This window comes from Ideonella sp., assembly GCF_044358605.1.
Taxonomy (GTDB): domain Bacteria; phylum Pseudomonadota; class Gammaproteobacteria; order Burkholderiales; family Burkholderiaceae_C; genus Ideonella.
In genome coordinates, this window is the sequence record NZ_JBIKNQ010000007.1 from 43,318 (window position 1) to 58,063 (window position 14,746).

General features: G+C 64.2%; 12 protein-coding genes. 7 read left to right on the top strand and 5 right to left on the bottom strand.

What is annotated here, in order from left to right; all coding sequences use genetic code 11:
- Positions 1 to 92: 92 nt before the first annotated feature.
- The 5 genes from ACIQ3Q_RS04115 to ACIQ3Q_RS04135 all read right to left on the bottom strand — a co-directional run bounded on the left by ACIQ3Q_RS04115 (position 93) and on the right by ACIQ3Q_RS04135 (position 7,389).
- Positions 93 to 305: a hypothetical protein gene (locus ACIQ3Q_RS04115; RefSeq protein WP_396267712.1), complete on the bottom strand. Its 213-nt coding sequence runs from the start codon at positions 303 to 305 to the stop codon at positions 93 to 95.
- A 244-nt stretch (positions 306 to 549) separates the two neighbouring features.
- On the bottom strand, positions 550 to 1,200 hold the full coding sequence (locus ACIQ3Q_RS04120) for a hypothetical protein (RefSeq protein ID WP_396267713.1): 651 nt from the start codon (positions 1,198 to 1,200) through the stop codon (positions 550 to 552).
- A 371-nt stretch (positions 1,201 to 1,571) separates the two neighbouring features.
- Entirely contained in the window at positions 1,572 to 2,309 is a 738-nt protein-coding gene (locus ACIQ3Q_RS04125; protein WP_396267714.1) for a hypothetical protein, read from the bottom strand.
- 124 nt (positions 2,310 to 2,433) lie between these two features.
- The gene (locus ACIQ3Q_RS04130; RefSeq protein WP_396267715.1) at positions 2,434 to 3,234 is read right to left on the bottom strand and encodes a carbon-nitrogen hydrolase family protein; all 801 of its coding nucleotides are present in this window, start codon (positions 3,232 to 3,234) and stop codon (positions 2,434 to 2,436) included.
- A gap of 18 nt (positions 3,235 to 3,252) precedes the next feature.
- Complete coding sequence (locus ACIQ3Q_RS04135; RefSeq protein ID WP_396267716.1) at positions 3,253 to 7,389, bottom strand: YhdP family protein; 4,137 nt, start codon at positions 7,387 to 7,389, stop codon at positions 3,253 to 3,255.
- Between the two features lie 162 nt (positions 7,390 to 7,551).
- On the opposite strand from ACIQ3Q_RS04135, the gene glnE reads away from it, so the two are divergent.
- From glnE to ACIQ3Q_RS04170, 7 genes are all read left to right on the top strand, one after another.
- The gene (gene glnE, locus ACIQ3Q_RS04140; protein WP_396267717.1) at positions 7,552 to 10,293 is read left to right on the top strand and encodes a bifunctional [glutamate--ammonia ligase]-adenylyl-L-tyrosine phosphorylase/[glutamate--ammonia-ligase] adenylyltransferase; all 2,742 of its coding nucleotides are present in this window, start codon (positions 7,552 to 7,554) and stop codon (positions 10,291 to 10,293) included.
- Complete coding sequence (gene rrtA, locus ACIQ3Q_RS04145) at positions 10,263 to 10,925, top strand: rhombosortase (protein WP_396267718.1); 663 nt, start codon at positions 10,263 to 10,265, stop codon at positions 10,923 to 10,925. The genes glnE and rrtA overlap by 31 nt, the downstream gene beginning before the upstream one ends.
- The gene (locus ACIQ3Q_RS04150; protein WP_396267719.1) at positions 10,900 to 11,814 is read left to right on the top strand and encodes a DMT family transporter; all 915 of its coding nucleotides are present in this window, start codon (positions 10,900 to 10,902) and stop codon (positions 11,812 to 11,814) included. The genes rrtA and ACIQ3Q_RS04150 overlap by 26 nt, the downstream gene beginning before the upstream one ends.
- Before the next feature lie 88 nt (positions 11,815 to 11,902).
- Positions 11,903 to 13,126, top strand: a complete 1,224-nt coding sequence (locus tag ACIQ3Q_RS04155; protein WP_396267720.1) for a hypothetical protein — start codon at positions 11,903 to 11,905, stop codon at positions 13,124 to 13,126.
- Entirely contained in the window at positions 13,126 to 13,950 is an 825-nt protein-coding gene (locus ACIQ3Q_RS04160) for a transglutaminase family protein (RefSeq protein WP_396267721.1), read from the top strand. The genes ACIQ3Q_RS04155 and ACIQ3Q_RS04160 overlap by 1 nt, the downstream gene beginning before the upstream one ends.
- Before the next feature lie 10 nt (positions 13,951 to 13,960).
- Positions 13,961 to 14,335, top strand: coding sequence for a hypothetical protein (locus ACIQ3Q_RS04165; protein WP_396267722.1), 375 nt, complete (start codon positions 13,961 to 13,963; stop codon positions 14,333 to 14,335).
- A 30-nt stretch (positions 14,336 to 14,365) separates the two neighbouring features.
- Positions 14,366 to 14,743 carry a nuclear transport factor 2 family protein gene (locus tag ACIQ3Q_RS04170; protein WP_396267723.1) on the top strand — a complete coding sequence of 126 codons (378 nt, stop codon included), beginning with the start codon at positions 14,366 to 14,368 and terminating at the stop codon, positions 14,741 to 14,743.
- Positions 14,744 to 14,746: the final 3 nt, after the last annotated feature.

Consider the following 14,746-nt stretch of genomic DNA (forward strand, 5'->3'; position numbering starts at 1 on the left):
GGTGCTGGAGGAAGCCGGCCATGAATTGCCGCCAGGCAGGCTCTTGACTCTCCTGCATAAGTATCTACTTGAGTAAAGTGGACGCGAGGTTCTTACGTTTTGTCATCATGTTGGACGCCAAGCGCGCCCACCAATGCTTGAATATCTGTGCGGCTCCCGGCAGCGAATCGCATGTACCCCAAAGATCGCTCGTAGTAGAGGCCGAAGTGCCTACCGTCCCACTCAAGTTGACCTTCAATAAAGTCTTCTTGTGGTGCTTCTGGAGGCAGAATCCACTGGATGCCACCTCCGAGCAGATTGTTCATCTGGCTGAAGGCTGCTCGAAAGGAGTAGTCATCAAACGGCAAGCAGACCCAAAGTACCAAGCAAGTGACGGACCCCTTGTCTTCGATCTCCGCGGAACGCAGTAGCTCGATCCTTCGGTACTCAACGCAGAGTTAACTGGGCGAAGACAAATGGCTGCTTTGCCCGCGAGGTGCAGAATAAGCAGCAAACGAAGCGCAGGCAAGATGACCAGCAGTTGGGGCGCAGGTTGAAAGACCAGTGCCCTCACTGGATTTCTGCATTTGAGTTGCTGGATACGCCCAGGCGCCTCAGCAATGTTGTTTGACTAAGCCGACTCTCGGTGACGTGCCTAGGGTACTTGTGCGAAGCAGACGGGCTGTCCGGCCGGGCACGGTGAATACCCTTCTCAAAAAACAAGAAGACTGCCCTCTCGAGGCTACTTGATAGGTCAATGAAATCCTGTCTGATCAATGTCGCAAATTCAGGGTAGCGTTCAGAAGGGACGTCAGCTAGATGAAGGTGCAGCGTGATCAAGTAGTCCTGAACAAGCGCGACCTCTCGCTTGGCACCGGTCGTAAGCCACGAAGAGCCAACCACTTGCTCCTCCGTGAAATGGGTGAACCAGGCCTCAAAGGCCTCTTTCGACTGGAGAACGTTTGGGCCACGTTCAACTTCGCCGGATTGATCGAATCGACCAGAGGAAACCATGACCCGCATTTCTTGGGCCAAAGATAGAACGCACTCATGCGCCGCGATCTGGCGATCAACAAGCTTCGATCGGAGCTGATAGTTCAACTCGCGGCGTTTCAGAATCAGCGATGCGACAAACGAAAGCACACCGCCGCCGAGCGCGCCGAGCAAGCCGAAGATTGCGCTTGCATTCGTGTTGAGGAACTGCTCAAGTGCTGGAGACATTTGCTTTCTGACGAGTACCGAGGCTGACCATAGCCCTATTCTCGCCAGTCCGTGACTTTCTCGATGTTGTGGATCATGCAATACCGGTTTCAGTACGTGCGGGCCAAGGCTTGACACCGGTGGGCCAAACGTGTCGTGCGCTTGTTGTAACCAAGTTTGGAGAAGACTGGATCACCGAGCCAATCCATTGGCCGTGGAGCTGCCTTCCTCGGGGAAAGTCAATCGCTTAACTTGATTTTTCTGGGGTCAGCTGGATATATCACCCCGGGCAAATAGCGACAGAACTGGCACTCCGCGCCAATGGCACCCGTTGTCGGCTCATCTTCAACGTTCCAAATGGTGCTTGACTCAAAAGGAAGTCCCTGTGAGGGTTAGGCAACATTGCGGCTAGGTCCGTGTGAGTGAAGTCTTGCCTCAATCGACCTTTCAATCAGTTTGTGCAACGGCTCTCCCTTTGCTTGCAGTTCTTTCCACCCTTCGGACTGCATCCTCCAGTCTTCGGCCTCGTGGCCAGCCTCATTCGACGTCAAGGCACTCCAAAGGATCGGAAGCATCTCTGAAAACTGTTGCTTGAGCGCAGGAGGCAGGAAAAGGCCTTGAGATGCGACATAGGTCTGCAGTTCACTAACTGCCTTCTTCGCCCGCCCCATACGATGCCAGAAGATCTGAGACTGATATATCTTGTCGCGGTCTCTGGAGTCGGCGCCTCGAACTCGCGTCTTCTGTGATTCCAAAAGCTCGGAGTCTTTCAGAAATTCCTCGAGCTGATCATCCGCCATTCGGCTGACAGCAGGAAACTGCTGCAATGGTGAAATGACCCAGCCAGTCAGGGAGTACGCCTCATTGAGCTTATGCCACGCGTCGGGTAGAACGGTGAACTCTCTGTCTTGAAGCTTGAGCGCACCACTGAGGACCGATTCAACTTCGACTTTCATACGATGAAGTTCCTTGGCCTGTTCGTGCTTGAACGCTTCAAGCCGTTCGGCGAATCTTGCTTCTATCCAGCCTTTGCCAAGGTACTGGAACAAGAGAAACGCAACGGCCGCGCTCCCCCCGCCGTAAACAACGACTTCTCCGAGAAAGCGTAGGACTTGGTCAACAGCGTTCATTGAGGCGCCTAAAAATAGCGTCTATCTGCCGCGCCACGCAGGCCGGAGACCACACAGTCGCTGGTCGGGGCAGATAAATCAGGTTTGGATGAACCCATGGACTCTGTCACGCTACTCATCCCCCTCAACACCGCCTGTGCTTCAGCGCCGGCAACTGCGTCCGCACCTCCGCAATGCGCTCATGGCTGATGTCGGCCAGGACCACGCCGGGGCCTTCGGCTTGTTGGGCGAGGATCTGGCCCCAGGGGTCGATGACCATGCTTTGGCCCCAGGTGCGGCGGCCATTGTCGTGTTGGCCGCCTTGGCCGATGGCCAGCACATAGCATTGGTTCTCTACCGCGCGGGCGCGCAGCAGCAGCTCCCAGTGGGCTTGGCCGGTGGTGTAGGTAAAAGCGGCGGGCACCACCAGCACGTCGCAGGGCGGGTTCATCAGGCTGCGAAAGTGCTCGGGAAAGCGCAGGTCGTAGCAGATCGACAAGCCAAGGCGGAAGCCTTCGGCCTCAAAGGCCTGGGCTTGCGTGCCTGCCTCCAGCACGCGGCCTTCGTCATAGCTCTCGCGGCCGTTGTCAAAGGCGAAGAGGTGGATCTTGTCGTAGCGGGCCACTTGCTGGCCCTGCGGGTTCCACACCAGGGTGGTGTTGCGCACGCGGTTGGGCACTTCGGCATGCAGCGGCAGGGTGCCGCCGATCAGCCACACGCCGTGGTCACGTGCCGCCTGGGCCAAGGCCTGCTGGAGCGGGCCGCTGCCTTCGGCTTCGGCGTGGGTCAGCTTGTCTTCATCGCGCCGGCCCATCAGGCAAAAATATTCGGGCAGTGCCACCAGCTTGGCCCCGGCCGCAGCGGCCTGGGCGATGAGTTGAACAGCGTCGGCGAGGTTGCGGTCCACATCGGGCGTGGAGACCATTTGCAGAGCAGCGATTTTCATGGCTGCCAGCATACCAAGTTAGCGTGCGCCGGACGCCGCCCCCGACGCCGCACCCTGCGGCGCGGACGCCGGGCTGTCCAGCCAAGCGGGCAGGCCTTCGCCGGACTTGCGCTCGACGGCGTCTACCGTGGGCTCGCTCCAGGTGCCGCCGATGGTGAATTCGCGGGTACCGGCCTCGCGCAGCGGTTTGCGGAAGAGGTATTGAGCGATGAAGGTGCCCAGCCCCACAGCCGGGTTGACGGCGGCATAGGCCAAGGACGCACCGCCAGCGTTGATGTCGGGCACCACGAACATGCGGGCCTTGAGCGTCTCTTTTTGCAGGTGGCTGCTGCCCTCTAGCAAGACCTGGGCTTGCACGCCTTGGATGCGCAGGTTGCCGGTGCGGGCAATGCCGTTGGCCACTTTGACCTCGGCGTTCACGGTGTCGAAGCTGAAGCCTTGGTCAAACACGTCCCGGAAATCCAGCGTTAAGCGGCGGGGCAGAGACTGCAGGCTCAAGATACCGAGCAGGCGCGCGGCACCGGGCTCGGCCCGCAAGAACTGGCCTGCGCCCACATCGAGCTGGAACTGGCCACTCAGGTGCTCCCAGGGCATGTCAAGGGGTGAGCCGGGCCAGCGCAAGCTGCCTTCGATCTTGCCCTTGCCACCGCGCACCACTTTGCCCGCGCCCAAGCGCTCTAGCAGCGCCCCGGCGTCCTGCAGTTCGGCTTTGAGGTCCAGCGCCATCTGGGCTTGGGGGCCGCCTGTCCACACACCGCTGCCCACCAGGGTGGCCTCGGGCTGGGTCAGGGCTAGGCGCTGCAGGCGCCATTCACCGCCGCTGCTGCGCTCGCGGGCTTCAATCTCTAGGCGGCCCAGTTTTTTGCCGCGCATCTCAAATTGCTCCACGCGCAGGTCCAGGGCTGGCACGTGGGCAGGCAGGCCTTCCGCCTCGGCCGCAGGTGCGGCCTGGGGGTCGGCCGCAGGAAGGCTGAGGTGGGCCAGCTTGGCGGCGACTTTGGTGACTTCGCCATTGCGGGCCAAATGCCATTCAAGCTGCCCGCGCGCTTGTTCGCTGCGCACTTGGCCCCGCCACACTTGCCCGTCGGCTCGCAACTGGCGCTGCAGTTGCATGTCCACGTCCGTCCAATGCCGCTGCGCGGCCAGCAGGTCTTGGATGCGCACTTGCACCGTGCCGGGCAGGTAGGCCGTGGCCTCGTCCTCCACCGCCGGGCCTGCTGCCGATGCGCTAGTCGGCCCAGGGGTGGCTAACAGGGGCACCAAGGCTTGCTGCCAAGCTTCAAGGTGGGCCTGCGGCACCTGGACTTCGGCGCTCACGCCACTCTCCGGCAACTTGAGGGGGGCCGACGCCGCCGCACCCACCACCCAGGCACCGCGCAGCACCTTGGCGCGGCCATTGGGCCATTCGCGCTGCACTTGGCCACGCAGTCTTTCGCTCAAATCAACCGTTAAGGTCTCGCGTGCAGCGGTTGTTCCGCTGGTGGCCACGCCGCGGCTGTTGACCTTCAGGGGCCAGCTCTCGGCTGCGGCTTTGCGCAGCGGCTCGGGCAGCGCCAGCGCCAAGCCGGTCAGCGTGCTGTTCAGTTCAAACGCGGTGCCTTCGCGGCCCACATCGAGCGTGAGGCTGTAGGGTGCATCGCCGCGCATCACAGCGGCGAGTTTGGCGGGCAAGCTGAGCTGGGGCGTTTGGGCCAGGCCTTCGGCGCTGAAGCGGCCTCGCACCTCAAAGCGCAGGCGGCCGTCCGGGGCACTGCCGCCTTCCACCGTGGCGTCTCCGCCGGCCACGCGCACACTCGTCTGGCTCAGCGTGAGCTGCTGCTCGGTGAACGCCACTTGGCCTTTGGCCTGTGACAGCAAGGGCAGGTCGGGCTTGAGGCTGATCTCATGGCCGGTCAGGGTCAAGCCGCCTTTGACAGTGGTGTTTTCAGGCCGGTCCAGCGGCACGCGCAGCGCCAGTTGCAAGGCGGCGTCACCGGTGGCGGTGGTGTCGTTCAGGGCCTTTTGCGTCCAGCCATTCACCGGTGACTCGCGCACAAAGCGCAGCGCTTCGTTCAAGGGGCCGGTGATGCTGCCGCCGATCTCCAGCACCGGGGTGTGGACCAGGTCGGCAATGCGGCCATCCACGCCGCCCAAGCTCAGGCCCCACACGCGGCCGCGCGCGCCCTTGATGGCCATGGAGGTGCGGTCAAACACCAGCTCGCCGCTGACTTGGCTCAAGGCCGGCCAGGCTGATTGGGGCTGGCCAGGCTCTGGCGGCACATAGACAAAGTCCACGCCCCTCACTTGCCCGGCGATGCGGAAATCGCCCTCGCCCGAGCGCGGGTAAGGGAATTCCCAGAGGTCGCCCTTGACCTTGAAGTCCACGCCATGCACGGTGCCTGAGCGCACGGCCTGGGCCACGTAGTCTCGGGTGTGCTGGGGGATGCCCAAGGGCAGGTAGCGAGCCACTTTGGTGGCCTGGCCTTGGTGGATGCGGCCTTGCAGCTCCAGCAGCCCGGGCAGGCGCTTGCCCGTGCCAAATCCCTCGCCGGGGCCGGTGTGCCAGCGGGCCTGCAGCTCGCCTTGGGCGTCAGCGTTGGCAAACTGGGCGTCTTGCACGCGCAGCTCCACCGCCGCCGGTGCGGGGGGCTGCCCGGCCACCGCCGCCCCCGGTTTGATGGCCCAGACCAAGCGGGTAGAAAAGCGCTGCAGCGGCACCACCGGCTCTTCAAACACACCGGGGAAGATCAACTGCCCGTTGCGCATGGTCAGCTTGGCTTCGCCGCCAGTCTCATTGGCGTCCAGCTCCACATCGGCCAGGCGCCAGCCAGGGCGGCCCACGCTGCCACCGCCGGGGGCGGGCTGGGCGGCAATGGATAAGCCCGCGCCCTTGGCCTGCAAACGGTAGTGGGCCGGGGCCTCTGCCGCGCCTTGCCAGCTCAGGCGCAGGCCCTCGATGCGGCCCTCCGGTTGGGTTTCTTCCAGGCCCTGGCGCACATCGGCGGGCAGGGGCAGGCGCGCGGCCAAGCGGGCCAGCAGGGCCACATCCAGCCGGTCGGCTTCCAGGCGGCCACCAGTCACGGGTTGATCTGACAGCCAATCAGCCTGCTCAGCTTGGGCTTGATCCAAGAACAAGGCCACCCGCCCGTCGGGCCAATGCTCGCCCTCGGCGGTGGTGAAGCGCAGGCGCTCGGCGGCGGCCTCCACGCCTTTGTCGGTGCGGGCGGCGGTCAGGCGGCCCACCACCTCGCTCAGGCCCAGCGGCGCCAGGGCCGGGGCCAGGCGCATCTCCACCTCGTCCAGCGCCACGTCCAGGGCCAGTTGGCGCCAGCGGCCCCGGTTCATGTCCAGCCAGAGGCGCAGCGCGCCATTGCCCTCGCGCAGGTCAAAGGGCAGGTTGACATAGCGGCGCAGGCTGGCCACGTCGGCCAGGGGCAGGTCGGCATAGACGGTGCCCGACCAGCGCCGCCAGTCGCCCGCGCGGCTGAACAAGGGCTGGGTAAAGCGGCCACGCAGGCTGAAGCGCTGGCCCCACTCCGCAGGCGGCGTGCCGTCCAGGCGGATCTCATGCTCGCGCAGGCCATTGCGCACCACCAGGTCGGCTTGGGTCAGCTCCAGCGGCGGGGCCATGCGCTTTTCATCGACCCAGCGCACGGTGGCGTCGCGGATCACAAACTCGCGCTGCTGAAAGAACCAATCAGCGGCGGTGTGCTCCGGCACGGCGGCTTGGGCAGCCGCGTCCATTTGCAGGCCGCCCACATGCAGGCGGCCCAAGGCGTCCCGGCGCACTTCCAGCTGCGCACCCGAGAGATGCAACTGCGCAAAGATCAGCTTGAAGGCGAACAGGCTCTTGGGCGAAAGGGCGGCATCCACCCGGGGCAGGCGCAGGGTCTCGCGGCCTTGGGTGTCGCTGAGCACCACATCCGTCAGCCGCAAGGCCGGCACCCAGCTGCTGGAGGCCGCCTCGATGTGCCCAATGCGCACCGTGGCGCCCAATGCCTGGCTGGCCTGGGCTTCGATCTGGGGCCGCCATTGGTCAGCCTGCGGCAGAATCCCCCAGTGCAATGTCAGCCACCCCAGCAGCAGCACACCCCAAGCGCCCAGCACGAGCACAATCAAGGTGCGCAAGGCGGTACGCACAAAGCGCAAGGTGGCAAGACGGCGGATAAGCGGCACAGGCGGCAGGGAACAAGACTATGAGTTTGGCAATACGGCTCACCAGCCCTTGTGGGGGGGCAGGCCACCAGTGCGTCGCCCGTGCGCGGCACGTTGCCCCCGCCAAGCCCAGCCAATCTAGCACAGCCCTTTGTGCTTTCTATGGCGTGTTTGAGTCAACCTATGTCTAGCCTGCCGCATCCAGCACACGCCTTGGCCGAGCACAGCCGCTTTGTACAACGGGTTCGCCGCCGTTATGACCCCGAGCTGAGCCTGCTGCCCCCCGGCGTGCCCGACGCCGCCACCATCACCGCCCTGGTGCAACGCCTGCAAACCGAAGGCCGCGCCTTGCCCGCTGCGCTGCGGGTGGCCCGCCAGTTGGTGATGGAGCGCCTAGTGGTGCTGGATGTGGAGCAGCAAGCCCCGCTGACGGACATCACCCACACCATGACGTTTTTGGCCGAGGCCACGCTGGAGCTGGCCCTGGCCCAAGCCCGGGCCGAGGCCGACGAGCGCCACGGCGCCCCGCACACCGAAGACGGCCAGCCCATCGACTTTTGGATCGTGGGCATGGGCAAGCTGGGTGCTAGGGAGCTGAATGTCTCGTCCGACATTGACCTGATCTATGTCTATGAAGAGCAGGGCCAGACGGACGGCCCCCAGCCCGTCAGCGCCCATGAGTACTTCAGCGTGGTGGCCAAAAAGCTGTATGCGCTGATTGGCGATGTCACCGAAGACGGCTTTGTCTTCCGGGTGGACTTGGCGCTGCGGCCCAATGGCAACTCCGGCCCGCCGGTGGTCAGCTTGGCCATGCTGGAAGAATACTTTTTGGTGCAGGGCCGAGAGTGGGAGCGCTTTGCCTGGCTCAAGAGCCGGGTGGTGGCGCCGCGCGAGGGCGTCACCAGCGGCCGGGCGCTGCAACTGCGCTCGCTGGTCACGCCTTTTGTCTACCGCAAATACCTGGACTACGGGGTGTTTGAGGGCCTGCGCCAACTGCACCAAAAGATCCGCGACGAGGCCCAGCGCCGCGCCGCCGGCCGCCCCGAGCGGGCCAATGACGTGAAGCTTTCGCGCGGCGGCATCCGCGAGATCGAGTTCATCGTGCAATTGCTGCAGGTGGCGCGCGGGGGCCAGTTCCCCGAGATCCGCACCCGCTCCACCCAAAAGGCCTTGGCCAAGCTGGCCGCCGGTGGCCTGATGCGGGCCGACACCGCCCTGCGCCTGAGTGACGCCTATGCCTTTTTGCGCCAGGTGGAGCACCGCATTCAATACCTGGACGACCAGCAAACCCACCTGCTGCCCACGGCGGATACCGACCTGGCCTGGATGGCGGCCAGCTTGGCCATGGTGTGCAATGCCGAGACCTGCCAGCTGATGGACAAGCTCTGCGAGGTGCGCGAGCTGGTGGCCACCGAGTTTGACGCCCTGCTGCATGACGGCCGAGCCCCGGCGGCCAGCCCCAGCGGCGGCTGCAAGGGCTGCGGCACCGCGCCCCTGGCCCTGGACAACGAAGCCCTGCTGGACAAACTGCCGCCCGAGCTGGCCGAGCGCGTGCGCCCCTTTGCCCTGCACCCCCGCGTGCAACAACTGCGCGACGAAGCCCGGATGCGCTTGGGCAAGCTGGTGCTGCGGGCGGCCCAATGCGCCGAAGAGGGCCACTGCACCCTGGCCGCGACCCAGCGTTTCATCGACTGGCTGGAGCCCCTGCTGCGCCGCGAAAGCTATATCGCCCTGCTGGTAGAACGCCCCGAAGTGCTGCGCCGCCTGCTGCGCCTGCTGGGCCTGGCCCGCTGGCCCATGCGCTACCTGATGCTGCACCCCGGCGTGATCGACGAGCTGGCCGACGAGCGCCAAATGGCCGACCGCTTTGACCGCGCCGCCTTTGTGGCCGACCTGCAAGACCGCCACGCCGCCTGGGTGCGCTCGGGCGAGGCGGATGAAGGCGCGCTGCTGGACACCCTGCGCCGCGCCCACCATGCCGAGGTCTTCCGCACCTTGGTGCGCGATGTGGAGCAGCGCATCACCGTGGAGCAAGTGGCCGACGACCTCTCGGCCCTGGCCGACGCCGTGCTGCAAACCGGCCTGCAATGGGCCTGGGGCCACCTCAAACAGCGCCACCGCGAGGAGCCGCAGTTTGCCGTCATCGCCTACGGCAAGCTGGGCGGCTTGGAGCTGGGCTATGGCTCGGACCTGGACGTGGTGTTCTTGTATGACGATGCCGACGAGCCCGACCCCGACCGCGCCCAAGAGGTCTATGCCGCTTTTGTGCGCAAGCTGGTCAACTGGCTGACCCTGCGCACCTCGGCCGGCGAGCTGTTCGACATCGACACCGCCCTGCGCCCCAACGGCAACTCAGGCCTGCTGGTGACCTCCATCACCTCGTTTGAAAATTACCAGCGCGGCCGTGGCAGCAACACCGCCTGGACCTGGGAGCACCAGGCCATCACCCGGGCCCGCTGCTGCGCCGGGCCTGCGGCCCTGGCCCAGCGCTTTGAAGCCACCCGCCGCGCCGTGATGGCCGCCCCGCGCGATGCAGACGCCTTGCGCCAAGAGATCAGCGCCATGCGCGAAAAGGTGCGCCAAGCCCACCCCACCCGCGAAGGCCGCTTTGACGTGAAGCACAGCGACGGCGGCATGATGGACGCCGAGTTTGCCGTGCAATATCTGGTGCTGACCCACAGCGCCAGCGTCTCGCCCCTGCAAGACAACGCCGGCAACATCGCCCTGCTGCAACGCGCCGACGCCGCAGGCCTGCTGCCCGCAGGCACGGGCCAAGCGGCGGCCAACGCCTACCGCGAAATGCGCCGCGCCCAACACCGCGCCCGCCTGGACGAACAAGCCACCGTGTTTGAACCCGACTTCATGGCCGCCGAGCGCGAAGCCATTCGGGCGGTGTGGCGGGCGGTGTTTGGGGCCACGGTCTGAGCCTGGGCCGCACGCCCTCGCACGGCCGCCTGCTGTGGCTGCTGATCTGCCTGTGCGCCGCGCTGGGCAGCTTGGCGCTGCGCGAATCTGCGCCCGGCACCTGGGACTGGCAACCCGCCCTGGCCCTGCAGCAGCCCTGGCGCAGCGTCACCGGCGCGCTGGTGCATTGGACCCCGCAGCACTTGGGGCTGAACCTCATGGGCGCGGCCCTGGTGGGCCTGTTGGGCTGGCGCAGCGGGGTGACGCTGCGCGACAGCCTGGCCTGGCTGCTGAGCTGGCCGCTGACGCAATGGGGCTTGATGCTGCAACCCGAGCTGCTGCACTACGGTGGCCTCTCGGGCGTGCTGCACGGTGGCGCGGCCATTGCCGCTTGGCGCTTGAGCCAACAAACCGATGTGCGCCAGCGCTGGGTCGGGCGGCTGCTGGGCGCGGGTTTGGTGCTCAAATGCCTGAGTGAGGCGCCGTGGCAAGGCGCCCTGCAGCGCGTGGAGGGCTTTGACTTTGCGCTGGCCCCGCTGGCCCACAGCAGCGGTGTGCTCAGTGCAGGCTTGATGCTGCTGCTGCTGAACTTGCCTTCTGTGCTTTCTTCTTTGTTTGCTTCATCCCATGACCGACCGCCGCGCTCATCTTGATCTCTTCGCCATGGTCTGCTTGGTGGGCTGCGCTGCACTCTGGGGCTTGAACCAAACCGCCACCAAGATCGCGCTGGCCGAGATCCCGCCGCTGCTTCAAGCGGGCGTGCGATCGCTCTGCGCCGCCGTGCTGCTGGCGGGCTGGATCATTTACAAAAAGCTAGACCTGGCCCCCGGCGAAGGCCACTGGGCCTACACCTGGCGCGGTGGCTTGTTGACGGGCTGCTTGTTTGCCGCCGAGTTCGCCTGCATCTTCATCGGGCTGCAATACACCACGGCGTCGCGCATGGTGGTGTTTGTGTATTTTTCGCCCCTGGTCGTGGCTGCGGCCATGCCCTTGGTGGCCCCGCAAGAAAAGCTGCATGCTCGCCAAGTGCTGGGCTTGTTGGGCGCCTTCGCCGGTTTGGTATGGGCGTTTTCTGAGGGCTTCCACACCCCCACCGTGGGCGACAAGCAATGGCTGGGTGACGCTTTAGGCGCCTGCGCCGCCGTGCTGTGGGCCGGCACCACCTTGAGCATCCGTGGCAGCCGCTTGGCCACTGCGCTGCCCGAGCAGACGCTGATGTATCAGTTAGTCGTTTCGGGCGTGGCCCTGGCCGGGGCCGGCTGGCTCAGCGGCGAGCTGTGGCCCGCCCAAATCAGCGCCCTGGCCTGGGGCTCCCTGGCCTTTCAAATCGTCATCGTCACCTTTGCCAGCTACCTGCTGTGGTTCTGGCTGATCCGCCACTACGCCGCCGCCACCATCTCCGCCTTCACCCTGCTCACCCCCGTCTTTGGCCTGCTGTTCGGCGTCTGGCTGCTGAACGACCCCCTGACCGACCGCCTGCTGCTGGCGCTGGTGGCGGTGGCGGGGGGGATTGGGTTGGTGAGTTGGCCGAGAAGGGCTTGACCGAATGCACGGGTCGCCAGCCCAGCGCTTAGACTGATGGACAAAAGGGACACGTATCCCACTCAATAAGGACCCGGAGGAGCTAATGATGTTGGTTCAGAAACTCAGCATAGGTGTCGCCTTGTTGTGCAGCTTGGCTGCACCCACCACGGCCCAAGAACTCCCCAAGTGGCTGGTCGAGGCCAAGGCTCGCGAGGCCAAGTTGGGCGATTTGACGGAGGTATCAAGTACCGATGGCTGGCTCAAAACCAAGGTGCCCGGCAGCGTGGCCAGCAAGGTCACCTTGGACGACGAGGCCTATCAGATCGGCATTCAGCTCGATGGAAGCGTTCAGGTGAGTTGTGAGGTGCTGAAGGGAACAAAGGATATCGCCAGGCTGATGTCCAGAACATCCGAAATCACCTTCGAAGCGCTTCAAAAGCTGCACGGCACCATCGAGTTCAAAGCCATCGAAGCTGCAGATGCTGGCGCACTGGAGGGCATCCCGTTCATGACCCAACAGTGGATCTACCGAGCGAACCTCAACGGGGAAAAGAAGGTTGGGGGATTGAAGCAGTTTGTGGCCTCACTCGATCAAGCGGTTGTCTATTGCGCGCACGATGAGCTGGGGTTCGCCAAGACCTTCGACACAGTGTCCAAGGCACTGACCCGACATCTGACGATCCAAGGAGAGCAGGTGCCGAAGACCCACTTCCGAGATGTCAGCGTCATGAGCCTGGACGACACGCGCGTGGGTGTAGCCACTACAACCATGGCCAAAGACGCTGACGGTGACACCAAGGTGGTCACCGTGTCAGCCATGGTGATACAGACTGCTCCGGGCAAGCTGGTCACGCAAGATAAATATCGCGTCGAGTGGGTTCGTCCTGATGGCTCTTTGATCAACGCGCTCGAGTCCAAAGCGAGCAATGGTGAGTTGAGCGCAGAGGTTGCGCTCAAGCGGACGGATGGACGCTGGAAAGTCAGCGGCTCTCTTGCAGGCAAAGAGATTGAGGCGGAGTTGCCCTCTGCGCCCCGTTCTTTCTTGGAGATGGCCCGAGACCGCCGCCAGCTCATGGCCCAGGCCAACCCTGAAGGGGCCAAGACGGAAGCCATGGCCTGGATGTCGCCGGACTTCACTCGTTTGGTGTCCGTGCGTGCGACTTTGCTCAAACCTGTTGGCAGCACAGGTTTCGGCTCGCGTGAGGAGCTCAGTGGCCTCGTGATGGAGGCCGTGCTGGACAAGAGCACGGGCACGCTGATCAGCGCCAAGATGCCCATCGCCGCAAGGCAGCTTTCCGTCGACCGCGTCTTCTTGCAGGGCGAGTTCTGATGACTGCAGCGGCTCGTGGTCGCCTCTGGCGAACAGCCCTGGCCACGTTGGTACTGGCGATGCTGGTGATGCCAGTGCCGCTGTCGGCACAGTCCTTGGCGGCTGTTCCGGTCGAGGCTCTTGCCGAGCCCAATGGTGCTTCAACGTCGCCCAAGCCCCGAGTCAGGGTGTTTGCCCAAGACGCGCCCGGCTTGGCGCGCATGTGGGGGCAGGCAGACGGCCAGAGTGGGTCGAATGGCTACGTGGAGCTTGAATTGATGCTCGGCACCCACCCGAGCTTGGATGAGCCTTCAGCGGCGGCGTTATCGGCGAGCTTCATCGTGGACTTCAACGATGCCGCCGTACAGAGACTCCGTCATCAGCTCCTGACCGACCTTGGATCGCGAGTACCCACTGGCGATGATGTCGTTCGCTTTGTTGCGAGATCCATGCGCGGTGATTACGCCAGCAGTTCGCCGTATGCCTCCAAAGTCGCGCGCTCGCTGCAAGGTGACTGCACCGAGTATTCCTTGCTCACAGCCGCGCTGGCAAGGTCCGTGCAGATTCCCGCAAGAATCGTGAACGGTCTGGCCTTGGTGTACGTCGAAGAGCGTTGGCAGGCCTATGGTCACGCCTGGGTACAGACTTTCGAAGCGGGGCAATGGGTGGTGCGCGACAGTGCTTTGGCAGACCTCCCTGGCCCGGCCTTCTATGTGCCGGCTTTCTCATTCAGCGACGAAGGCCCTGGCTACCAACTCGACCAGATGCGACACATTGGCCGGATGCCTAGCCGCGTACAGATCATTGATCTAGGCCGCGCGGGCGGCATGCCCAATCGAGACTGAAGCCCAGAGCATGCCCGGGTTCACCCACACCCTGAGCGAAGGCCTGCTGTGGTTGACGCATCTAGTGTTGCCCATCAGTTGGATGCGTCTGAATGTGGACGACCCGAGGCGCTTGGAGATCACCAGCAGTCGCGGCCATGTGGTGGTAGACAGCTACCGAAGGGTCATCACCCGCCGAGGTCGGGTGATGACCCACTTCGACGAAATCAAGTTCATTGTGCTGAGCAAGGAGCGGCGCGGCGAGTACGGCATTGTGTGGGCCGTTCGTCTGCACAGGGGGCCGTTTGTACACATCAAGCTGGGCACCTGCGAAGATGACTTGGACGCGGGTCTGATCGCCGCACGCATCTCCAAGGCACTGGATGTGCCGGTGAAGTACTGGTGAGCCAGAGCCTACCTTTGGAATAGCGTTGATATGGTCAACATCCCCACTCCCGCTTTCTTCGTCGATCTAGAACACCGCCGCACCCAGGCTTTGGTGGCGCGCGACATGGCCACTGTGGAGCGCCTGCATGCTCTCGACTATGAGCTGATCACGCCCGGAGGAGTGGTGTTCAGCCGCGAGCGCTATCTGGCGGCCATTGCTGAAGGGCCGTTCTACACGGCCTGGGAGATGGGCGAGGTGCGCGTGCAGGCGACGGCCGAGATGGCGGTGCTGCGTTATCAAGCCCGCCTACACTTTCCGTCGGGCAAGGTCGTGCACTGCTGGCATACCGACAGCTATGCGCTGCTCAGCGGCCAATGGCAAGCGGTGTGGTCGCAGGCCACGTCCATTTCGACGCCCACGTCTTGAGGA